Annotated in this window: 17 protein-coding genes and 3 tRNA genes; 15 read left to right on the plus strand and 5 right to left on the minus strand. The window is 63.9% G+C overall.

Annotation, left to right across the window (positions count from 1 at the left end; translation table 11 throughout):
- Window positions 1-63 precede the first annotated feature (63 nt).
- Complete coding sequence (locus SJ05684_RS04360; RefSeq protein WP_034854129.1) at window positions 64-537, minus strand: MarR family winged helix-turn-helix transcriptional regulator; 474 nt, start codon at window positions 535-537, stop codon at window positions 64-66.
- A 179-nt stretch (window positions 538-716) separates the two neighbouring features.
- Window positions 717-2,540: a HAMP domain-containing methyl-accepting chemotaxis protein gene (locus SJ05684_RS04365; protein WP_034854104.1), complete on the minus strand. Its 1,824-nt coding sequence runs from the start codon at window positions 2,538-2,540 to the stop codon at window positions 717-719.
- Window positions 2,541-2,787: 247 nt separating this feature from the next.
- Between SJ05684_RS04365 and SJ05684_RS04370 the strand changes: the two genes are divergently transcribed.
- Complete coding sequence (locus tag SJ05684_RS04370; protein WP_034854103.1) at window positions 2,788-4,074, plus strand: metallophosphoesterase family protein; 1,287 nt, start codon at window positions 2,788-2,790, stop codon at window positions 4,072-4,074.
- Complete coding sequence (locus SJ05684_RS04375; protein WP_034854101.1) at window positions 4,074-7,535, plus strand: AAA family ATPase; 3,462 nt, start codon at window positions 4,074-4,076, stop codon at window positions 7,533-7,535. Before SJ05684_RS04370 ends, SJ05684_RS04375 begins: the two co-directional genes overlap by 1 nt.
- 142 nt (window positions 7,536-7,677) lie before the next feature.
- Here SJ05684_RS04375 and SJ05684_RS04380 read toward each other — a convergent pair whose 3' ends face one another.
- Window positions 7,678-8,265: a hypothetical protein gene (locus SJ05684_RS04380; RefSeq protein ID WP_034854100.1), complete on the minus strand. Its 588-nt coding sequence runs from the start codon at window positions 8,263-8,265 to the stop codon at window positions 7,678-7,680.
- 79 nt (window positions 8,266-8,344) lie between these two features.
- Window positions 8,345-10,240 (minus strand): methyl-accepting chemotaxis protein, encoded by a 1,896-nt coding sequence (locus tag SJ05684_RS04385; RefSeq protein ID WP_034854099.1) that lies wholly within the window; start codon window positions 10,238-10,240, stop codon window positions 8,345-8,347.
- Between the two features lie 302 nt (window positions 10,241-10,542).
- Between SJ05684_RS04385 and SJ05684_RS04390 the strand changes: the two genes are divergently transcribed.
- Window positions 10,543-10,941 (plus strand): (R)-mandelonitrile lyase, encoded by a 399-nt coding sequence (locus tag SJ05684_RS04390; RefSeq protein ID WP_034854098.1) that lies wholly within the window; start codon window positions 10,543-10,545, stop codon window positions 10,939-10,941.
- Between the two features lie 36 nt (window positions 10,942-10,977).
- Here the strand turns inward: SJ05684_RS04390 and SJ05684_RS04395 are convergent.
- Window positions 10,978-11,053 (minus strand) — tRNA-Val (locus SJ05684_RS04395).
- A 515-nt stretch (window positions 11,054-11,568) separates the two neighbouring features.
- Between SJ05684_RS04395 and SJ05684_RS04400 the strand changes: the two genes are divergently transcribed.
- The 12 genes from SJ05684_RS04400 to nuoH all read left to right on the plus strand — a co-directional run bounded on the left by SJ05684_RS04400 (window position 11,569) and on the right by nuoH (window position 21,278).
- Window positions 11,569-11,645 (plus strand) — tRNA-Asp (locus SJ05684_RS04400).
- Between the two features lie 70 nt (window positions 11,646-11,715).
- Window positions 11,716-11,792: transfer RNA gene (locus SJ05684_RS04405), tRNA-Asp, on the plus strand.
- 293 nt (window positions 11,793-12,085) lie between these two features.
- Complete coding sequence (locus SJ05684_RS04410) at window positions 12,086-12,451, plus strand: NADH-quinone oxidoreductase subunit A (RefSeq protein ID WP_034854097.1); 366 nt, start codon at window positions 12,086-12,088, stop codon at window positions 12,449-12,451.
- Entirely contained in the window at window positions 12,442-13,020 is a 579-nt protein-coding gene (locus tag SJ05684_RS04415) for a NuoB/complex I 20 kDa subunit family protein (protein WP_034854096.1), read from the plus strand. Before SJ05684_RS04410 ends, SJ05684_RS04415 begins: the two co-directional genes overlap by 10 nt.
- Window positions 13,021-13,040: 20 nt before the next feature.
- Window positions 13,041-13,646 (plus strand): NADH-quinone oxidoreductase subunit C, encoded by a 606-nt coding sequence (locus SJ05684_RS04420; RefSeq protein ID WP_034854095.1) that lies wholly within the window; start codon window positions 13,041-13,043, stop codon window positions 13,644-13,646.
- 56 nt (window positions 13,647-13,702) lie between these two features.
- Window positions 13,703-14,893 (plus strand): NADH-quinone oxidoreductase subunit D, encoded by a 1,191-nt coding sequence (locus tag SJ05684_RS04425; protein WP_034854094.1) that lies wholly within the window; start codon window positions 13,703-13,705, stop codon window positions 14,891-14,893.
- Window positions 14,893-15,147, plus strand: coding sequence for a hypothetical protein (locus SJ05684_RS04430; RefSeq protein ID WP_034854093.1), 255 nt, complete (start codon window positions 14,893-14,895; stop codon window positions 15,145-15,147). Before SJ05684_RS04425 ends, SJ05684_RS04430 begins: the two co-directional genes overlap by 1 nt.
- 16 nt (window positions 15,148-15,163) lie before the next feature.
- A complete protein-coding gene (nuoE, locus tag SJ05684_RS04435; protein WP_034854092.1) occupies window positions 15,164-15,988 on the plus strand; it encodes an NADH-quinone oxidoreductase subunit NuoE in 825 nt (274 codons plus the stop codon).
- A gap of 11 nt (window positions 15,989-15,999) precedes the next feature.
- Entirely contained in the window at window positions 16,000-17,304 is a 1,305-nt protein-coding gene (gene nuoF, locus SJ05684_RS04440; protein ID WP_034854091.1) for an NADH-quinone oxidoreductase subunit NuoF, read from the plus strand.
- A 5-nt stretch (window positions 17,305-17,309) separates the two neighbouring features.
- Window positions 17,310-18,017, plus strand: coding sequence for a helix-hairpin-helix domain-containing protein (locus SJ05684_RS04445; RefSeq protein WP_034854090.1), 708 nt, complete (start codon window positions 17,310-17,312; stop codon window positions 18,015-18,017).
- Window positions 18,018-18,132: 115 nt separating this feature from the next.
- A complete protein-coding gene (gene nuoG, locus SJ05684_RS04450; protein WP_034854088.1) occupies window positions 18,133-20,214 on the plus strand; it encodes an NADH-quinone oxidoreductase subunit NuoG in 2,082 nt (693 codons plus the stop codon).
- Between the two features lie 20 nt (window positions 20,215-20,234).
- Window positions 20,235-21,278, plus strand: a complete 1,044-nt coding sequence (nuoH, locus tag SJ05684_RS04455; RefSeq protein WP_034854086.1) for an NADH-quinone oxidoreductase subunit NuoH — start codon at window positions 20,235-20,237, stop codon at window positions 21,276-21,278.
- Window positions 21,279-21,339 lie beyond the last annotated feature (61 nt).

The following is a 21,339-nucleotide window of genomic DNA, read 5'->3' on the forward strand; positions in this document are numbered from 1 at the left end:
AAATGACGAGGCCGGGACATGAGATCCCGGCCTCTTCATCTTGCGACCGAAACAGTCGGGCCTTCACGGTGCGGCAGCGATCTCCTGCTCCTCCGCCGCTTCCTTGCGCTTGCGGATCTCGTCGGTCTTCACGACGAGCTTGCTGACGATCTCGAAGAGCTGGTCGAGCTGATCGTCGTCGAGCGCCGAGAAGATTTCCTCGAGCAACTGCTTGCGCGGATGCTCCGCCGCCTCGAGCACGGCCCGGCCGGTGTCGGTGATCGAGACGATCTTGGCGCGGCGGTCTTCCGGGTCGGGCTTGCGCATCACCAGCCGGTCGCGCTCCAGGCCGTCGATCGCCTCGGTCACGGTCCGCGGCGCGAAATTCAAGGCGCAGGCGATGTCGGTCGATCGGCACGGTCCGAGCTTGCTCAGGAAGAACAGGAACTTGCTTCGGGCAAGCGAGACGCCTTCCTCCGTCATCGACTCGTTCACCAGACGATGAATGCGGTGGTAGAGTTCGAACAGCTTGTCGGAAACGTCGAATGTCTTCTTCATGACCATCATGGCTGTATGTTGAGGGGCCATGTCAAATGGCAGTAACCCTATTGATAGTGACAATCGCCATGTTTGTCGACAAAAACCCGGCAATTCTTAAGGAGAACACCGGCAGTTGCAAAAGTAACGGCCCCGTCTGAGGGGCCGTTGACGATGCGAGAGGAAAGCCGCTGTGTCTGCTATGCGGCGTGACGCGACCCGTAGCCATGATCCTTGGTTTCGGCCAGCGTGAAGCGGCTGATCAAATCGCGCAGGCGGCTTGCCTCCTGCGCCAGCGTTGCGCTCGCGGCATTGGCCTCTTCGACCATTGCGGCGTTCTGTTGCGTAACCTGGTCCATCTGGTTGACGGCCATATTGACCTCCGAAAGCCCGGTGGACTGCTCTCGGGCCGAGACCGCAATGGCATCCATATGTTCGTTGATGGTTACGATGAAGCCTTCGATGGTGCGCAGGGCCGCGCCCGTTTCGCGGACGAGTCGGACGCCGCCCTCGACTTCGCTTGCCGAATTGCGGATCAGTTCCTTGATCTCCTTGGCGGCGTTGGCCGATCGCTGTGCGAGCTCGCGCACCTCCTGTGCGACGACCGCGAAGCCTTTGCCGGCCTCGCCGGCGCGGGCCGCTTCAACGCCGGCATTGAGCGCCAGAAGGTTCGTCTGGAAGGCGATCTCGTCGATGACGCCGATGATATTGGAGATCTGGCTGGAGGAATGCTCGATGCGGCCCATGGCGTCGATTGCGCCTGCGACGATTGCGCCGGATTTGTGAGCGCTCTCGTTCGCCTGGGCGGCGATCGTCCGGGCTTCGTTGGTGCGTTTGGAGGAGTTGGCAACGTTGACGGTGATCTCATCGAGCGCGGCCGCCGTTTCTTCCAGTGAGGCCGCCTGCTGTTCCGTGCGCCGCGACAGGTCATCGGCGCTGTGGCTTACTTCGCGCGCGCGGCCGTCGATGCTGCCTGAGCTGACGGAAACGGCCGCCAGCGTGTCGGCGAGCTGGGCAACCGCCTGGTTCAGGTCGTGCCGGAGCTGCTCGAAGTCGGGCGCAAAGGGCTCAGTGAGCTGGAAGGCCAGATCGCCGGAGGCGAGCCGCTGCAAGCCGCTCGCAAGGCCGGCCGTCGCTTCACGGAGGCGCTGCTGGGCCGCGGCCTCGGCGTCGCGGGTCACCCTTTGACGTTCGGCCTCGGCCTCGGCGCGCTGGATGCCGGCCTCTTCCTCGAGCTTCTGATTGGTGATCGCCGCCTGGCGGAAGACCTCGACAGCGCGCGCCATCTCGCCGATCTCGTCCTTGCGGGTGCCGTAGGGAATACTGCTCGCCGCATCCCCCTCCGCGAGCCTCGCCATGGAGCGGGTGATGATCTGAATCGGGCGGGCAACGCCACGAACGGCATAGGCGATCGACCCGAGAACGATCGCTGCTGCAAGGCCGATTACGATGGAATCGATCGTCACGATCAGCTGGTGGGTTGCGTCGCTGGCGGCGACGGCGGCGTCGGCTCCGGCGAGGTTCTGATCGAGCAACTCGCCGATCGCCACATCCACCTTCTCGCCTTCGACCCGCATGTCGACCTTGAAGACGTGCTGAGCTTTCATGTTCTGGAGGTCGTTGGAGTATTTCACCATTCCATCGGCGACTGCGAGATAGGCCTTGTAGGCCGCGTGCACCTTGTCGAGCGCGGCCTTGTCGGCATCCGACGTCGCCAAGGCAGCATAGTCCTCGGCGAGCTTTTCGAAGCCGCTGACGATCTCACGGATCGCTTTTTCTGCGCCCTTCTTTTCAAAGGGCGTGAGCGAGATCAGGTGCCGGGCAAAGACAGTTCGCGTGTCGGAGAGCTGCGTCTTGAGCGCACGCGCCAACGAAACGCGCGGCAACCAGCTCTTGGCGATTTCGCCGTTCCGCTCATTCATCATGCGAACGCCGTTGATGGAGGCGGCGGCGAGCGTGGCGACGATCAGTGTCACCAGAACAAAGAGCGCGATCAGCGTATGCGATATCTTCAGGCGGGACATGTCTTACTCCGGAACGATCCGTGGACGGTGAATGCATCTTCCGGCTCTTGATCGTCATGACGGAGCGGAAGCCGAAGCAGGAATCATTCCGGTGCTGTCGATGCGCAGACGCGCATCCCGAGAAAACTAGCGAGCTAGGCGTTACGAATCCGCTAAGCTTTCAAAATACGGCATAAGTTGCACCGCTGGCGACGGCCGTGTCCGGCTCCCATTGACGAGCAACGCGCGCTCGGGCCATGGTCCGGCCATGCCCTTCCGATTTGTTCATACCGCCGATCTCCATCTCGATTCCCCCTTACGCAGTCTGGCCCTCCGCAATACGGAGCTCGCCGACCTCGTGCGAAGCGCGACGCGCAATGCCCTGGCGCGCATCGTCGATCTCTGCCTCGCCGAGGCCGTGGACGCGTTGCTCATTGCAGGTGACCTCTACGACGGCACCCAGACCTCGATGAACACGGCGCTCTTTCTTGCCGGGGAGCTTCGCCGCCTCGACGAAGCGGGCATCCGCACCTTCATCATCAGGGGCAATCACGACGCGCAATCGCAAGTGACGCGGGAGCTCACCTTGCCGGCCTCGGCCCATGTCTTCTCCGGGCGCAGCAAGCCGGCGCTCGCCAAGACGCTCGAAAACGGCAGGCCCGTCCACATCCACGGCATGAGCTTTGCCGATCCGCACGCAGCGGAGAGCCTGCTGCCGTACTTCCAGTCTCCGGTGGCCGGTGCCATCAACATCGGCATGCTGCACACCAGCCTTGCCGGCTCTGCGGGACATGATCCCTACGCTCCCTGCAGCGTCGCCGATCTCGAGCGGCATGGTTTCGATTACTGGGCGCTCGGCCATATCCACCAGCGGCAGGTGCACGGCCGGAAGCCCTGCATCGTCATGCCCGGAATGCCGCAGGGCCGCGACATCAACGAGGCGGGCGTGAAGGGTGTCACGCTCGTCACGATCGACGAGGATGGCGACCTGTTCCTCGTTGAACGGCCGATCGGCACGGCTGTTTTCGAGCGACTCCGCGTCGACCTGACGGGCGTTGCCGACTGGCGCGGTATGCTGGATGAAGTCGGCCGGCAACTGTTGCTCCTGCGAAACGGAGTGCCGGCGGACAATCTGATCCTGCGGGTGGGCCTCAGTGGAACCACATCGCTCGCCTGGCGCCTGCGGCGCGATGCCGATCTCTTGGAGGCGGAGATCGCCCATTTAGCCGCGGCGCTCGGAGGCTGCTGGGTCGAGAAAATCGAAATTCTGTGCAGCGAAGGCCGGGACGATGAAGGCCGCCTGGGGGCGGATCCGATGGGTGAGCTTGCGGCACTTGTCGAGGGCGACGTTCTGCCGGCCTTCGGCTTTCGTTCCGAATTGAAATGCGTTGCCGAGGAGCTTCTGCAGCAACTGCCGGCCGAGTTGCGCTCCCTCCTGGCGGCGGACGAAGAGAGATTCGAGGAACTGGTGCGCGATGCCGCGTTTGCGGGAAGTGCCGATGTGCTCTCGCATCTTCACGGACGTAGTGCAGGCGCAGGCGAGGGCATCGACTGATGCGGCTCAGTCAGCTGGACCTCGTCCGCTACGGCAAGTTTACCGAGCGGAGCCTGGACTTCGGCGGCGCAAAGCCCGCAGAGCCGGATTTTCACCTCGTATACGGACCGAACGAAGCGGGCAAATCCACGCTCTTTTCCGGCTTCCTCGATCTACTCTTCGGCATCGACCGGAAGAGCCCCTACGGTTTCCTGCACCCATACCAGACGATGCGGATCGGCGGCCTTGTCGAGGCCGGTGGCCGGAGCCACCATGCCTATCGGGTCAAGCGCAACGCCAACAGTCTTATCGGCCCGGACGAACAGCCCCTGCCGGACAATCTCTTCTCCGCGGCGCTCGGCGCAGTCGATCGCGATACCTATCGCATGATGTTCTCGCTCGACGACGACAGCATCGAAGAGGGCGGCGAAGCCATCCTGAAGAGCGAGGGCGAACTGGGCGCGCTTCTGTTTTCCGCTAGCTCCGGCCTGCCGGACAGCACCGCGGCGCTCTCGAACCTGCGACAAGAGGCTGACGCTTTCTTCCGGCCCCAGGGGCGTAAGCACGGACTGGCGGAGCTGAAAGCGGAGCTCGATGCGCTCAAGGCGGAGCGCCGGGCGATCGATGTGAATGCCCGCGACTATACCGCCCTTCGCAAGGCGCTCGCAAAAGCGCGAGACCGGCACGAGGCGGCAGCGAAGGCGCGCGCCGAACTGCGCGTCAACCGGGACCAGCTCCGTGCCAAACTCGACGCCCTGCCGCTTCTTGCGCGGCTCCGCACGGCTCGTGACGAGCTCGCATGTCGGAAGCCGCTGCCGGTGCCGCCGGCGGATTGGTGGCACGAGGTGCCAAAGCTGCGCAAGCGCGAGGCCGAACTCGCCGCCAGGCTGCAGCAGTTGGACGAGGACCTTGCATGCCGCCGGCAGGAGCTCGAGGCGGTGCCACTAGACGACGAGGCGCTTGCACTCTCGGAGCGGTTCGAGGCACTTCGCGAGGCGGCGCTCGAAGCACGCTACCTGACGGCGGCACGCGACATGCCCTCCCGTCTCGATGATTTGGCAAGGACCGTCGCGGAAATCGACGTATGCCTCATTCGTCTTGGAGAGGCGGGGAATACGGAGCCCGCATCGCTCCTCCTGCCGGCTGCGCACGCCGCGCGGCTCCAGGAGCTGGTCCACCGCCACGCCAGCCTTTCGGAAAGGCTGGCGGCGACGCGTGAGGAGGCGGAGAGTGCGAGGGCCGATCGGCAGGAGGCGGAGCGCGAGCTTGCCGACCTGAAGGGTAGTGCCGCGGATCCGGGCCCGTTTGCCGACCGCTTGCATTTCTTGCGCCAGACCGATTGCCACCTGCGCCGGCAGACGGCGGCAATTGAAGTCGTGCGGCTGGAGACAGCACTTACCGACGCGTTGGACGCCCTGCGGCCCTTCGCCGGCGGCGCCGACGATCTGTCGGCCCTGACGGTTCCGGCCCCTGGTGTGATCGAAACGTGGCGGGCGCAAGACGCCGCCCTTTCGGAGCGCCGGCTCCGACTCGATGACAGGATCGCCGACGAGACCGAGCGGCAGGCCGGAGATGAGGCGCGCCTCGCCGCGCTCGCCGCCGATGGCGCCGTCGTCGACGATGCGGCGGCGGGCGAGCTGCGGAGACAGCGCGACCTTGCCTGGCAGGCCCACCGCAGCGGTCTCGACGCTGCGACGGCCTTGGCCTTCGAGACGGCGTTGAAGGCAGATGACGCCGCCTGCGCGCTCCGCCTGGCACAGGCGGAGCGGGTGGCTGCGATGCGTGGCCTGACGCTTGCGATCGCTGAACGGCGTGCCCGCCTGCAAGCGTTGGAAGCACAGAAAGAAGCGGTGACCGCGGAGCGGCAATGTTTGAGCGCAGCCGTGGCTTCTGCCGCAGACGGGTGCGGCTTACCTAACGGCATCATGCTGCCGCAGCTGGAGGCCTGGCTCTCAGCGCGCGCGACGGCGCTGGAGCTGCGCTCGGATTTGCGGGCTGCTCGGCAGGCGCATGACGGCGCCGCCGAGCAGGAGAAGGCGGCGCTGTGCGGCTTGCGGAACGAACTGAAACGGTTCGGCGTGGCCGAAAACCTGCCCGAGCGGTTCGACGAGATGCTTGCCTTCGCGGAACGGCTCGTCTCTGAGGCCCAGGCGGCCTCGGCCGCGCGCGGCGCTGCCTTTGCCCGGCTCCGCCGCGCAACCGAAGCCTTGGAGAGCCGGGAGGCCGCGTTCGCCGCGGCCAAAGCCGCGATCGGCGACTGGCAGCAAGAGTGGGACGATGCACTGACGGAGAGCTGGCTTGCCCGAAGGGGTGAACGTCCGCTGCCGCACGAGATCGGTCCGGTGCTCGCCGCGCTCCAGGACCTCGACAAGCTGATGCAGAAGAAGGGTGAACTCGATCATCGCATAGGCAGCATGCGCCGGGACCGAACCGCTTTTGCCGAGGCGGTCGCCGGTATCGCCGACGCCTTGGGGCATGTCGCCGAGGGCGATGTGCTGGTACGCTTTGCCGGCGTCCGCGATCGGATTACCGCGGCAAAGCGGACGGACGAGCGGCGCCTTGGGGTCTGCGGCAACATTGCCCGCCTGGAGGAGAGCCTCAAGTCGTTGCGCGACGAGGAACGGCTCGATTTGGCGACCAGACAGGTGGTTCTCGACTTCTTCGGCTGTCCGTCCCTCGACGTGGCCGCCTCGTGCCTGGAGGCTGTGCGCGAGCAGGAGCGGCTCCGGCAAAGATGCGCCGAGCTGGAGGACGATCTTATGACACGTCTCGCCGTACCCGCGATCGGCGAAGCCGAAGCTATGCTTGCGGCGCTCGACCAGGCCGAACTCAGCGTCGAACTGGAACGGCTGGATGAAACGATCGATGCGGCCGACCGCGACGTCAGCGAGTTGCATGCGGAGGTGCGCAGCAAGGAGAGGGCGCTAACCGAGGTGGAGGGTGGTGACAGGGCTGCCGAATTGGAGCAGCGGCAGCGGACCCTTCTTCTCGAAATCGAGAGCAAGGCGATCGGCTATCTGCGGCTGCGGGCAGGCGTGGCGGCCGCCGAGCACGCCATCCGGCTGTTCCGAGAGCGCCATCGTAGCGCGATGATGCAGCGCGCCTCGCGCACTTTCGCGCATATCAGCGGCGGCGAGTATTCCGGCCTCTCGACGCAAGCCGACAGGGGGCAGGAGTTTCTGATGGCCAATGCGTCCGCCGGCGGCTCGAAGCTCGCAGCCGACCTCTCGAAAGGCACCCGCTTCCAGCTCTACCTGGCGCTCCGCATCGCCGGCTACCACGAGGTCGCAGCGGCCCGCGAGACGCTGCCGTTCATCGCCGACGACATCATGGAGACCTTCGACGACAACCGCTCGGGCCGCGCCTTCGAACTGATGGCGGAGATGGCGCGGGTCGGTCAGGTGATCTACCTGACGCACCACGAACATCTTTGTGGCATCGCCCGCAGCGCCTGCCCGACGGTCAAGATTCACAGATTGTGAAGCAAGGGCCAAACCGGGCATGCTGTCCGTCGCCGTCTGTTGCATCGGCCGAAAATCGGGGGCGGAAGGCTCGGTAGCTTTGGATGCAACGGAAACGGGCCCGCGAAGGGCCCGTTGGAATGGCTGGTGATGTGCTCGGTGCTTACAGCGAGTCGAGATTGACCCCGACCGTGATGGCGCCGATCGCTTCGCCGCTCTGCGGATCCTTGATCGTCACGCTGGCCTGCGCCTGCAGCATCTGGGTCGACTCATCCTTCTCGGCCTCGTCGACGTAGATCGCGTCCGGGCCGGCGCCGAAGCTCTTCTGGAACTTCGCCTCGTCCCCTTGCCAATAGTCGGAGGTGACGTCGCTTTGACCGACATTGAGGCCCTTGGCGTCCATCACGAAGACTTCCGTGACGAGGCCGCCGGCCTCCTCCTGTTTACCCTTCAGAAACTTCGACAGGGCGCTGCCGAGCACGCCGTCTATCATCGGCTTGTCGTTGCCCTCGATTTCGGCGCGCCACTTGTTGTCGAGCGCATCTATGTCGCCCTGGCTGAGATTGGCGTTCGTCGCGTTCTGCGCCTTGATCGCCTCGATGACGGCCGCGTCCGAAAGCCACGGCTTGACGGTAGCCTCCACATATTCCGTGACGGACGCGACATGCTCCCCTTCGGCAAGGGCGGGTGCCGGGACCGTCGCGATCAGTGCGGCCGTGGCGACGAGCAGGCTTGCAAGTGATTTCTTCATTGGTACTTCCCTTTGTTTGCCCGCCGCGGTCCATCCGCCGGCGGAGCGAGAGCTCATGGTTTGGCGAAGGGGGTGAGGTTCAGAACTCTTCCCATTCGCCGGTTCGGGCGGCAACGGCTGCATTGCCGCGGATTTCGTGGATGGCCGACCGCGCGGGCGCGGCGGATCGTACCGGGGACGCGGGCTTGGCAATGCCTGCAGCCGCAGGCACGGCGGAGGAGTGTTGACCGTCATACTTGAAGCGGTTCACCGCCTCTCGCAGTCTGCGGCTCTGGCTCGTGAGCTCCTGACAAGCCGCATTGGTCTCTTCGACCATGGCGGCGTTCTGCTGGGTGCCCTGGTCCATCTGGTTGATCGCCGAATTGATCTCCTGCAGGCCGCCGGACTGTTCGTCGGAGGAGAGCACAATCGCCTGGATGCTCTCGGTGATCTTGTTGATTTCCGTTTCGATGGTCCTCAGCGCGTTGCCGGTCTCGTTGACGAGCGCGACGCCCGAGGCGACCTCCGTGTGGGAAGCACCGACAAGATCCTTTATCTCCTTTGCCGCGGTCGCCGAGCGCTGCGCAAGCTCGCGCACCTCCTGAGCGACGACGGCAAAGCCCTTGCCGGCCTCGCCGGCGCGTGCCGCCTCGACGCCGGCATTCAGCGCGAGCAGGTTCGTCTGGAAGGCGATCTCGTCGATGACGCCGATGATCTGTCCGATCTGCGACGACGAGTTCTGGATACGATCCATGGCGCCGACCGCCTTGGCGACGACGGCCGCGGAATTGGCGGCGCCCCTTTTTGCATTGGTGACGAGCGTGCCCGCCTCGTTCGCCCTGAGCGAGGAATTGCGCACGGTGGCGGTGATTTCGTCCAGCGCCGCGGCGGTCTGTTCCAGCGCGGCCGCTTGCTGCTCGGTGCGCCGCGACAGGTCGTTCGTCGAATGCGCAATTTCGGTCGCGCCAGCCTCGACGGACATGGCGGAGCTGCCGATCTCCGAAATTGCGGCGGACACGGCGGCAACCATCCGGTTGAAGTCGTAGCGCAGGTTCTCGAAGTCGGCGCCGATCTCGGGCAGGGAGACTGCGAAATCGCCGGAGGCCAGCCGCTCGAGCGCTTCGCCAAGCTTCGCAATGGCCTGCGACTGGCGGTTTGCGCCCTCCTCGATCTGGCGCGCGCCGCGAAGGCGCTCCTCTTCCATGGCCATGGCTTGGCGGCGCGCTGCATCCTCGCGCAGGATCTTGTCTTCGGCCTCCCTGCGGAACACGTCGAGCGCGCGGGCAATCACGCCGATCTCGTCGCCGCGATCGCCGTGGGCGACCGGCGAGGCGAGATCGCCGTTCTGGAGTTGGCCGATGCGTGTGCTGAGGGCGGTGAGCGGCTTGCCGACAAGGCCGCGCATTGCGACGAGGAAGGTGCCGATGACGATTGCTATGACCGCCGACTGCGAGCCGACCAGCATCAGGCTATGCGCCTCGGCCGCCGCGAGAATGGTACCGGTCGACCAGATCGTGGTGACATAGCCGCCCGGCTTGCCGTTCTTGCCGGCGGGCAACGGCACCACAACCGTGACGGTGCCGGGGCCGCCGGCCGTTTCGTCGGCGGCCGCGTTTTCCGGGGCCTTGCTGATGAGTGCCGTTGCTGCGGCATTTCCCGCTTCGACGGTGATTGCGCCATCGCGAGCCCAGCTATCGACCGCGGCGCCGCTTCCGTTCACGGCGCTGAAATAGATCAGCGCTCCCTGCGACTCGTCGCGATAGAGGGCATAGGCCCCCTGTACGGCCTCCGCCTTGTTCCACTTGACGCCGCCCGCAGCGATGTTCGCCATTTGCTGGGTGGTGATGGTCCAAGCCTGCTCTGCGCCCTCGAGTGAGGAATCGATCTCACTGCGCCACCCGTGATAGGTGATTGCGCCGAGCCCGACGAGATTGATCATGATGATGATCGCGGCGAGCTTCGTCGTCAGCGACAGCTTGGAAAACAACTTTTGCATCGGGCTACTGGTCCTTCGCCGGCGGACCATGGGCGGACCTGCCGATCAATCAAGGGGCATCGACAGATCGCATCTGGAGAGGAAGCCGTCATGGCCGGCACGGCTGAGGCCGCGGCGAATGTGAGAAGTCTCTGAAAAAGAAGTTTCTGAAGCGTAAAGCCGGCGGCGCATGCCGGCGGGCGGCAGTAACGAGACAATCCTCCGGGTGGCAACCACGCCCGCCAAAGAAGGAGTTCCAAGCGCCGGCGATTGGCCATAACGTGGGAGAACCCGCCACGCCATTGCACCAGGAGGAATTCCGGATGGAAATTTATGAATGTGGATCAAGGCCGTCGCTGCGCGGCCCGGCCGAGTATTTTGAGGGCGCCGTGCGTCAGGACCCGGGGATCGAGGCGCCGGCGCCCGCACGGGTTCGCGTGGTAACGGTGACCTTCGAGCCCGGCGCGCGTACCGCATGGCACACGCATCCGCTCGGCCAGACCCTGATCGTCACTAACGGGCGCGGCCTGGCCCAAAGTTGGGGCGGGCCCATGCGCGAGATCCGCGCCGGCGATGTCGTCTGGTTTCCGCCGGGCGAGAAGCACTGGCACGGCGCCGCCGCAGAGACCGCGATGACCCACATCGCCATCCAGGAAGTGCTCGACGGCAAGGCGGTGGACTGGCTCGAGCATGTGACCGACGAGCAATATCGCGGAGGGTGAGCAGAGTGGGGTGGAAGTCAGTCATCGAAAGGGAAATGGTGGGCGATGAGAGACTCGAACTCCCGACATCCTCGGTGTAAACGAGGCGCTCTACCAACTGAGCTAATCGCCCTTTCGCGTTGCGAAGCCGTGTCCGCCGCGTCGGTGGGCGTGATCTATGCGCAACCGGGAAAAACCGCAAGAGGATTTCGGCGATTTTTTCTATTTTTTTGTGAGCCGCCTCGAATGCTTGGATCGATGCAGAACGAGGCTGTGGAGAAGTCGACCAGCCGACCGCGAATGTTGGAGGGGAATGTCCTTGCCTTGAGGACGACGGCGCCTGCCGTCCTCGGCCTTCGTCATCCTCGGCTCAAGGCGGCCCAAGAGCGGGTCGATGAAAGAGGAGCGGACTCCGCTTACCGCATCCGCCCACAGCACCTCGGCAATAGCCGCTCAGCAGGAAGGTGGACCAGCTGCGGTTCGGCCTTCCTACGCGTTTGGAGCCCCTGTGGATCAAAATTCCGTCCGTCACGGATTTGTCTTCAAACACGCTTGACACCCAAATGCGAACCGCTTAGTTAGCCGCTCATCAAGACGGCCGGGCCGCCTTGAGAGGGGTGCGTAAGCGCTCCGGCCAGTCAAGAGGATGCGGGTGTAGCTCAGTCGGTTAGAGTGCCGGCCTGTCACGCCGGAGGTCGCGGGTTCGAGCCCCGTCACTCGCGCCACTCTTGAAACTGGACCTCGGCATTCTCAAAACGTGCCGATGATGAGATAATGGCCGCGAGGCCACGATGCGCGGGTGTAGCTCAGTCGGTTAGAGTGCCGGCCTGTCACGCCGGAGGTCGCGGGTTCGAGCCCCGTCACTCGCGCCATTTCTTCATCGTTTTCGCCTCGGACGTCTTCGTTTGCTGCGCTGCGGCGATCGGTCCCGGCCTGCGGCTTCCCGATGCTTCGGCACGTTGCCGGGCGGACGGTGCCGCCTGCGTCCATGGTGAGACACGGCGCCGCAAAGCTGTGCCATGAACCGGTTTAAATCCCCCTTCGAGGCTTGCGCCCAGCCGCGTGCTGCGCTAACCACTCTGGCGTTGCAACATGATTTTCGGCCTGCGGCTACATGTGTTCAAAGTGCGTCTCCCAGCGCGCTCCGCAGGCAGGGACGGATAAAATGACTGAACTTCTCGGTTCCTATGTTCCGATCGCGATTTTCATTGGAATCGCGCTTGTGATCGGCCTCGCTCTCCTGGTCGCTCCCTTTGCCGTCGCCTTCAAGGCGCCTGATTCGGAAAAGCTATCGGCCTATGAATGCGGCTTCAATGCGTTCGACGACGCCCGCATGAAGTTCGATATCCGCTTCTATCTCGTGTCGATCCTCTTCATCATCTTCGACCTTGAGGTCGCGTTCCTCTTCCCTTGGGCGGTCTCGTTCAAGGAGATTGGCTGGTTCGGCTTCTGGTCGATGATGGCCTTCCTGTTGGTCCTGACGGTCGGCTTTATCTATGAATGGAAGAAGGGAGCGCTGGAATGGAACTAGCATCCGGCACCACGCTCGTTGCGCCGCAGCCGAAGGGGATCCTCGATCCCGCGACCGGCAAGCCGATCGGCAGCAATGACGCATTCTTCGGCGAGATCAACAACGAGCTGGCCGACAAGGGCTTCCTCGTCACCTCGACCGACGAACTGATCAACTGGGCGCGCACCGGCTCGCTGATGTGGATGACCTTCGGTCTCGCCTGTTGCGCCGTCGAGATGATGCAGATGTCGATGCCGCGCTACGACGCCGAGCGGTTCGGCTTTGCGCCGCGCGCGTCGCCGCGTCAATCGGACGTCATGATCGTCGCCGGCACGCTCACCAACAAGATGGCGCCGGCTCTGCGCAAGGTCTACGACCAGATGCCCGAGCCGCGTTACGTCATCTCCATGGGCTCCTGTGCCAATGGCGGCGGTTACTATCATTATTCCTACTCGGTCGTGCGCGGCTGCGATCGCATCGTGCCCGTCGACATCTATGTGCCAGGCTGTCCTCCCACGGCGGAAGCGTTGCTTTATGGCGTGCTTCTGCTGCAGAAGAAGATCCGCCGCACCGGCACGATCGAGCGCTAAGGGCAGGGGGTCTTGCAATCATGAGTGAAGCCCTTAACGAGCTTTCGTCCTACCTTCGCGAGACACGCGGCGCGCTAATCGCCGATTCGGTGATCGAATACGGCGAGCTGACGCTGACGGTCGAGGCCGAGAATCTGATCGCGCTCCTGACCTTCCTGCGCGACGACGTGCAGTGCGGTTTCGTCAGCTTTATCGACATCTGCGGCGTCGACTATCCGCAGCGGCCGGAACGATTCGACGTCGTCTATCATCTCCTGTCGCCGCGTCAGAACCTTCGCGTCCGCGTGAAGGTGTCGACGGCCGAGGACGAGCCCGTGCCCTCCGCGACCGCCGTCTACCCGGGTGCCGACTGGTTCGAGCGCGAAGCCTACGACATGTACGGTATCCTCTTCACCGGCCATCCCGATCTCAGGCGCATCCTGACCGATTATGGTTTCGAGGGCTATCCGCTGCGCAAGGACTTCCCGCTGACGGGTTTCGTCCAGGTGCGCTATGACGACGAGGTCAAGCGGGTGGTCTACGAGCCCGTCGAACTGAGGCAGGAATTCCGCAACTTCGATTTTCTTTCGCCCTGGGAAGGCACGGATTATGTGCTGCCCGGCGACGAGAAGGCGAAGGCACGGTGACATAAGAGGGCCCGCGGCGATCCCGTTGGGGCGCCATCCGGCCTGGAGCAATCGGTATGACCGAACATAACGTCCGCAACTTCAACATCAATTTCGGTCCGCAGCATCCGGCCGCCCACGGCGTTCTCCGTCTGGTGCTGGAGCTCGACGGCGAAATCGTCGAGCGCGTCGATCCGCATATCGGCCTCCTGCACCGCGGCACCGAAAAGCTGATCGAGGCCAAGACCTATCTGCAGGCCGTGCCCTATTTCGACCGGCTCGACTACGTCGCGCCGATGAACCAGGAACACGCCTTCGCGCTTGCCATCGAGCGGCTGACGGGCACGGAAGTGCCGATCCGCGGTCAGCTCATCCGCGTGCTCTATTCGGAAATCGGCCGCATCCTGTCGCATCTCCTCAACGTCACGACCCAGGCGATGGACGTCGGCGCGCTGACGCCGCCGCTCTGGGGCTTCGAGGAGCGCGAGAAGCTGATGGTCTTCTACGAGCGTGCGAGCGGCGCACGTATGCACTCGGCCTATTTCCGTCCCGGCGGCGTGCACCAGGACCTGCCGCACCAGCTGGTCGAGGATATCGGCAACTGGATCGATCCGTTCCTGAAGACGGTCGACGATATCGATGAGCTCCTGACCGGAAACCGCATCTTCAAGCAGCGCAACGTCGATATCGGCGTAGTGAATCTGGAAGATGCCTGGGCCTGGGGCTTCTCCGGCGTCATGGTACGCGGCTCGGGTGCCGCCTGGGATCTGCGGCGCGCACAGCCCTACGAATGCTACTCGGATCTCGAATTCGACATTCCGATCGGCAAGAACGGCGACTGCTTCGACCGTTATCTCATCCGCATGATCGAGATGCGCGAGTCGGCCCGCATCATGCGTCAGTGCGTGAACCGCCTGCTCGGCGACGCGAAAGTCGGCCCGGTCTCCTCGTTCGACGGCAAGATCGTGCCGCCGAAGCGCGGCGAGATGAAGCGTTCGATGGAAGCGCTGATCCATCACTTCAAGCTTTACACCGAGGGCTATCACGTCCCGGCCGGCGATGTTTACGCTGCGGTCGAGGCGCCCAAGGGCGAATTCGGCGTCTATCTGGTCTCGGACGGCACCAACAAGCCGTATCGCTGCAAGATCCGCGCGCCGGGCTATGCCCATCTCCAGGCCATGGATTTCCTCTGTCGCGGACACCAGCTTGCCGACGTCTCGGCCGTGCTGGGCTCCCTCGATATCGTGTTCGGCGAGGTGGATCGCTGATGCGTCTGGCGCTCTTTGCCGCAGTCGGATGTCTCGCGCTCGCGACGACGGCTTTCGCCCAGGAGGAGGTCGGCAGCACGGGCGGCTCGGGATTGCGCGGCGGCTCCATGGCAGCGCTTCTCGAGAAGGGTTACGAGATCAAGGCCGCCGTCGCCAACGGCACGCGCTATATCGTGTTTCTGCAGAAAGACCAGTCAGCCTATGCCTGCGAATTCGTCTCGCTGACGAGATCGCGGTGCGGTTCGATCAACTGATAAGGTGTCCACTAGAATGTCCGTTCGTCGACTAGCCGAAGACACAGTCCAGCCAGCGACCTTTGCATTCAGCAGGGAAAACGCCGCCTGGGCCAAGGCAACGATCAAGAAATATCCGAAGGGCCGCGAGCAGTCGGCGGTCATCCCGCTGCTGATGCGCGCGCAGGAGCAGGACGGCTGGGTGACGAAGGCCGCCATCGAGTCGATCGCCGACATGCTCGGCATGGCCTATATCCGCGTGCTCGAAGTCGCGACCTTCTATACGCAATTCCAGTTGAAGCCGGTCGGATCGCGCGCGCATGTGCAGGTCTGCGGCACGACGCCCTGCATGCTGCGCGGCGCGGAAGATCTAATCAGGATTTGCAAGAAGAAGATTGCTTCCGAGCCGTTCACCCTCAACGAGGGCGGCACGCTCTCCTGGGAAGAAGTCGAATGTCAGGGCGCATGCGTAAACGCGCCGATGGTGATGATCTTCAAAGATAGCTATGAAGACCTGACGCCCGAGCGGCTCGAGGAGATCATCGATTCCTTCGAGGCGGGCAAGGGCGCTGAAGTCCAGCCCGGCCCGCAGATCGACCGAATCTATTCGGCACCGATCGGCGGTCCGACGACCTTGCAGGCTCTTCCGGCAGAGAAGAAGACGGCCGGCCGTGCACGGAAAGCCCCGGACGAAGAGGCGATCAGCGTGCCGCCGGCGAATGCAGCCAAGCCGAAGACGACCTCCCAGGTCACCAATCCGGCGCTGAAGACCCCGGCGACCGCGAAGAAGGCGGCGGCGAAGATCGCGAAAACCGAGGGCGAGACCACGGTGGACAAGTCCAAGCCTCAGAAGAAGCGGTAAAGAGGTGTACCATGCTCAGAGATGAAGATCGCATCTTTACCAATATCTACGGCCTCAAGGACAAGTCGCTGAAGGGCGCGATGGCCCGTGGTCACTGGGACGGGACCAGGGAGCTCCTGGAAAAAGGCCGTGACTGGATCATCAACGAGGTGAAGGCCTCCGGTCTGCGCGGCCGCGGCGGCGCCGGCTTCCCGACGGGCCTCAAGTGGTCCTTCATGCCGAAGGAAAGCGATGGTCGCCCGCATTATCTCGTCGTCAATGCCGACGAGTCCGAGCCCGGGACCTGCAAGGACCGCGACATCATGCGCCACGATCCGCATACGCTGATCGAGGGTTGCGTGATCGCGAGCTTCGCCATGGGTGCGAATGCCGCCTATATCTATGTGCGCGGCGAGTTCATCCGCGAACGCGAGGCGCTGCAGGCGGCAATCGACGAGTGCTACGAGTACGGCCTGCTCGGCAAGAACAACAAGCTCGGCTACGACATCGACATCTTCGTCCATCACGGCGCCGGCGCCTATATCTGCGGCGAGGAAACGGCACTGCTCGAAAGCCTCGAAGGCAAGAAGGGCCAGCCGCGCCTGAAGCCGCCGTTCCCGGCGAATATGGGCCTGTATGGCTGCCCGACGACGGTCAACAACGTCGAGTCGATCGCCGTGACGCCCGCCATCCTGCGCCGGGGCGCGGGCTGGTATACGAGCTTCGGCCGTCCGAACAACCACGGCACCAAGCTCTACTCGGTTTCGGGCCACGTGAACCGCCCCTGCACCGTCGAGGACGCGATGTCGATCCCGTTCCACGAACTGATCGAAAAGCATTGCGGCGGCATCCGCGGCGGCTGGGACAACCTGCTGGCCGTCATTCCCGGCGGTTCGTCCGTCCCCTGCGTGCCCGGCGCGCAGATGAAGGACGCGATCATGGACTATGACGGCCTGCGCGAGCTCGGCTCCGGTCTCGGAACCGCCGCCGTCATCGTCATGGACAAGTCGACCGACATCATCAAGGCGATCTGGCGGCTCTCCGCCTTCTACAAGCATGAGAGCTGCGGCCAGTGCACGCCATGCCGCGAGGGCACGGGCTGGATGATGCGGGTCATGGAACGCATGGTACAGGGCCGCGCGCAGAAGCGTGAAATCGACATGCTCTTCGACGTCACGAAGCAGGTCGAGGGTCACACGATCTGTGCGCTTGGCGATGCGGCCGCCTGGCCGATCCAGGGCCTGATCAAGCATTTCCGTCCGGAAATGGAAAAGCGGATCGACGAATACACGCGCAATGCGACGTCCCACGGCGCGGTGTTGGAAGCGGCGGAGTAGGAGCGATGGCCAGGGAAAGCAAGGAAGCACAGGGCAGGGAAACGGCAACAGTCATTCCGTTCGTGCGGTCCGTCGGTGTCGACCTGGCCGACCCGTTCGGCATGTCCGAATGGATGAAGAGCATGCCGCAAATGCCGCTGCATCCGCTGATGACGCATCCGGCGGCAGCGGTTGCCGCCGCCACGGCTCTGGGCTTCGGGCTTTCCAGCCATTTCGCCGGCATGATGTTCGGCGCGATGCAGGGCGCAGCGAGCGTGCTTCAAGGCGGTGTCAGCAGGCCTGAGTCCAGGCGCGCCGCAGAGCCGAGTGCCTCGGCGCCGGCTAGGCCCGCAAAAGAGCCACCGGCAACCTCCGTAAAGGCCTTGCCAGAGCCCGCCAAGGCGTCGCCAGTGTCCGCAAAGGCGCCGACATTGCCCAAAGCAGAAGCATCGCCAACCGCGGCGGCTCCCGCTGCCGCGCGAAAGCCGAAAGCGCCCGGGAAGCAGGCCACGTCGGCGCCGAGGAGCAGGGCCGTCGACGATCTCAAGCGCATTTCCGGGGTTGGCCCGAAACTGGAGCAGGTGCTGAACGGCAAGGGCATTCGCCAGCTCGCCGACATCGCGGCCCTGAGCGCGGAAGACGTGGCGCGGCTCGATGCCGAGTTCGGCCTGGACGGCCGCATTGCGCGCGACGACTGGGTCGGCCAGGCAAAGGCGCTGATGAAGAAAAAATAAGGTGATGGCCGCTCGGTTTTAACCGCAAGCGGCAAGGTCGTGACGGACAGGCCGTGAAGAGATAGTCCGCCGCCAAGGAAGGGCAGGCGGACGGAAGACAGGATTGAGTACGAAGATGGCAAAGCTGAAAGTCGACGGAAAAGAGATCGAGGTTCCGGATCATTTCACGCTGCTTCAGGCGTGTGAAGAGGCGGGCGCCGAGGTTCCGCGCTTCTGTTTCCATGAGCGGCTTTCGGTTGCCGGCAACTGCCGCATGTGTCTCATAGAGGTGAAGGGCGGGCCGCCGAAGCCGGCGGCGTCCTGCGCCATGGGTGTTCGCGACCTGCGCCCCGGCCCGAACGGCGAGGTGCCGGAAGTCTTCACGACGACGCCGATGGTCAAGAAGGCGCGCGAAGGCGTGATGGAGTTCCTGCTGATCAACCATCCGCTGGATTGTCCGATCTGCGATCAGGGCGGCGAGTGCGACCTGCAGGACCAGGCGATGGCATTCGGTATCGACAATTCGCGCTACCACGAGAACAAGCGCGCCGTTGAGGACAAATATATCGGCCCGCTCGTCAAGACGGTGATGAACCGCTGCATTCACTGCACCCGTTGCGTCCGCTTCACGACGGAAGTCGCGGGGATCGCGGAACTCGGCCTCATCGGCCGCGGCGAGGATGCGGAAATCACCACCTATCTCGAGCAGGCGATGACCTCGGAACTCCAGGGCAACGTCGTCGACCTCTGCCCGGTCGGCGCCTTGACCTCGAGGCCCTTCGCCTTCACCGCCCGTCCGTGGGAACTCAACAAGACCGAATCGATCGACGTCATGGACGCACTCGGCTCGGCAATCCGCGTGGATACGCGCGGCCGCGAGGTCATGCGCATCATGCCGCGCGTCAACGAGGACATCAACGAGGAGTGGATCTCTGACAAGACCCGCTTCATCTGGGACGGCTTGAGGACGCAGCGCCTCGACCGGCCCTATGTCAAGAGGGACGGTCGACTGCAGCCGGCAAGCTGGGGCGAGGCCTTCGCGGCCATCAAGGCCGCGGTCGACAGGACATCGGGCGAGAAGATCGGTGCGATTGCCGGCGACCTCGCCGCCGTCGAGGAAATGTACGCGCTGAAGGAGCTCATCGCCGCGCTCGGCTCTGAGAACCTTGACTGCCGTCAGGACGGCGCCGCGCTCGACCCGTCGCTCGGCCGTGCAAGCTACCTCTTCAATCCGACGATCCAGGGCATCGAAAGCGCCGACGCGCTTCTCATTATCGGCTCGAACCCGCGTTTTGAAGCTTCAGTTCTCAATGCCCGCATTCGCAAGCGCTATCGCATGGGCAATTTCCCAATCGCCGTCATCGGCGAACCGGGTGAATTGCGCTACGAATATGACTATCTCGGCGCCGGCACCGACACGCTTGCCGATCTCCTCGGGGGCAAGGCGAAGTTCTTCACGGCGCTGAAGAAGGCCGAGCGGCCGCTGATCATCGTGGGCCAGGGGGCCCTCGCAGGGGAGGGCGGGGCAGCCGTTCTCGCCAATGCCGCCAAGCTTGCCGTCGCAGTCGGCGCCGTCGGCGAGGCGTGGAACGGTTTCGCGGTCCTCCATACGGCAGCCTCGCGCGTCGGCGGCCTGGATCTCGGCTTCGTGCCCGGCCAGGGCGGCATGTCGGCAGCCGAGATGGTTACAGGTGCCGAAGTCTTGTTCCTGCTCGGTGCGGACGAGATCGATCTCTCAGCACGCAAGGGCGGTTTCACCGTCTATATCGGTTCGCATGGCGACAATGGCGCGCACGCCGCCGACGTTATCCTTCCGGGTGCCGCCTATACGGAAAAATCCGGCATCTGGGTCAATACCGAGGGCCGGGTTCAGATGGGCAATCGCGCCGGTTTCGCGCCTGGCGACGCCCGCGAGGACTGGGCGATCATCCGCGCGCTCTCGGATGTGCTCGGCCGCAAGCTGCCCTTCGATTCGCTTGGCGGGCTTCGCGCAAGGCTTTGCGCGGCTCATCCGCACTTCGCGGAGACCGACGGCATTGCCGTCGCCAGCAGCGACGAAATTGCCGCACTCGCACAAAAAGCCGGTGAGATGGCGAAATCCGCGTTTGCGTCTCCCGTCAAAGACTTCTATTTGACGAACCCGATAGCGCGCGCATCCGCCGTCATGGCCGAATGCTCGGCCTTGGCGCGCAACAATTTCAAAGCTGCCGCGGAATGAGCGCGAGGGAATAGAGCATCATGGACGCTTTCATTTCGACCTATGTCTGGCCCGCGGCCATCATCATCGGCCAGTCGCTCCTGCTCCTGGTCGCGCTCCTGGTCTTCATCGCCTATATCCTGCTCGCTGACCGCAAGATCTGGGCCGCCGTGCAGCTTCGCCGCGGACCGAACGTCGTCGGTCCCTGGGGACTGTTCCAGTCTTTCGCCGACCTTTTGAAGTTCGTCTTCAAGGAGCCGGTCATTCCGGCCGGCGCCAACAAGACGATCTTCCTGCTGGCGCCGCTCGTATCGGTGACGCTGGCGCTTGCTGCATGGGCCGTCATTCCGCTCAATGCGGGCTGGGTGATCGCGGACATCAATGTCGGCATCCTCTTCGTCTTCGCCATATCTTCTCTCGAGGTTTATGGCATCATCATGGGCGGCTGGGCCTCGAACTCGAAATATCCCTTTCTGGGTGCGCTGCGCTCCGCCGCGCAGATGGTGTCCTATGAAGTCTCGATCGGCTTCGTCATCATCACCGTCCTGCTCTGCGTCGGTTCGCTCAACCTGACGGACATCGTCGTCGCCCAGAACGACGGCCTCGGAACGATGCTCGGCCTGCCGGCCTCCTTCCTGGACTGGCACTGGCTGTCGTTGTTCCCGATGTTCATCGTGTTCTTCATTTCGGCGCTCGCCGAAACGAACCGGCCGCCCTTCGACCTGCCCGAAGCCGAGTCCGAGCTCGTCGCCGGCTTCATGGTCGAATACGGCTCGACCCCGTACATGATGTTCATGCTCGGGGAATATGCGGCCATCTGCCTGATGTGCGCGCTGACGACGATCCTGTTCCTCGGCGGCTGGCTGCCTCCGGTCGACATCTGGCTCCTGAACTGGGTACCGGGTATCGTCTGGTTCGTGCTGAAGGCCTCGTTCGTCTTCTTCATGTTTGCGATGGTGAAGGCCTTTGTCCCCCGCTACCGCTACGACCAGCTGATGCGTCTCGGCTGGAAGGTTTTCCTGCCGCTGTCGCTCGCCATGGTGGTCATCGTCGCATTCGTTCTGAAGCTGATGGGGTGGGCGTAATGGCCGCTCGAGCTTCGCTGCATACCGCCGGCCCCATCCGCGCCGGCAAGTTTGGAGGTTA

This window comes from Sinorhizobium sojae CCBAU 05684 (assembly GCF_002288525.1).
GTDB classification, from domain to species: domain Bacteria; phylum Pseudomonadota; class Alphaproteobacteria; order Rhizobiales; family Rhizobiaceae; genus Sinorhizobium; species Sinorhizobium sojae.

Coding starts and splice junctions, on each gene's coding strand:
- nuoG (WP_034854088.1), top strand. CDS start 18,133: ATGGCAAAGCTGAAAGTCGACGGAAAAGAGATCGAGGTTCCGGATCAT.
- SJ05684_RS04425 (WP_034854094.1), top strand. CDS start 13,703: ATGACCGAACATAACGTCCGCAACTTCAACATCAATTTCGGTCCGCAG.
- SJ05684_RS04375 (WP_034854101.1), top strand. CDS start 4,074: ATGCGGCTCAGTCAGCTGGACCTCGTCCGCTACGGCAAGTTTACCGAG.
- SJ05684_RS04445 (WP_034854090.1), top strand. CDS start 17,310: ATGGCCAGGGAAAGCAAGGAAGCACAGGGCAGGGAAACGGCAACAGTC.
- SJ05684_RS04360 (WP_034854129.1), bottom strand. CDS start 537: ATGAAGAAGACATTCGACGTTTCCGACAAGCTGTTCGAACTCTACCAC.
- SJ05684_RS04420 (WP_034854095.1), top strand. CDS start 13,041: ATGAGTGAAGCCCTTAACGAGCTTTCGTCCTACCTTCGCGAGACACGC.
- SJ05684_RS04385 (WP_034854099.1), bottom strand. CDS start 10,240: ATGCAAAAGTTGTTTTCCAAGCTGTCGCTGACGACGAAGCTCGCCGCG.
- nuoH (WP_034854086.1), top strand. CDS start 20,235: ATGGACGCTTTCATTTCGACCTATGTCTGGCCCGCGGCCATCATCATC.
- nuoF (WP_034854091.1), top strand. CDS start 16,000: ATGCTCAGAGATGAAGATCGCATCTTTACCAATATCTACGGCCTCAAG.
- nuoE (WP_034854092.1), top strand. CDS start 15,164: ATGTCCGTTCGTCGACTAGCCGAAGACACAGTCCAGCCAGCGACCTTT.
- SJ05684_RS04380 (WP_034854100.1), bottom strand. CDS start 8,265: ATGAAGAAATCACTTGCAAGCCTGCTCGTCGCCACGGCCGCACTGATC.
- SJ05684_RS04390 (WP_034854098.1), top strand. CDS start 10,543: ATGGAAATTTATGAATGTGGATCAAGGCCGTCGCTGCGCGGCCCGGCC.
- SJ05684_RS04430 (WP_034854093.1), top strand. CDS start 14,893: ATGCGTCTGGCGCTCTTTGCCGCAGTCGGATGTCTCGCGCTCGCGACG.
- SJ05684_RS04370 (WP_034854103.1), top strand. CDS start 2,788: ATGCCCTTCCGATTTGTTCATACCGCCGATCTCCATCTCGATTCCCCC.
- SJ05684_RS04410 (WP_034854097.1), top strand. CDS start 12,086: ATGACTGAACTTCTCGGTTCCTATGTTCCGATCGCGATTTTCATTGGA.
- SJ05684_RS04415 (WP_034854096.1), top strand. CDS start 12,442: ATGGAACTAGCATCCGGCACCACGCTCGTTGCGCCGCAGCCGAAGGGG.
- SJ05684_RS04365 (WP_034854104.1), bottom strand. CDS start 2,540: ATGTCCCGCCTGAAGATATCGCATACGCTGATCGCGCTCTTTGTTCTG.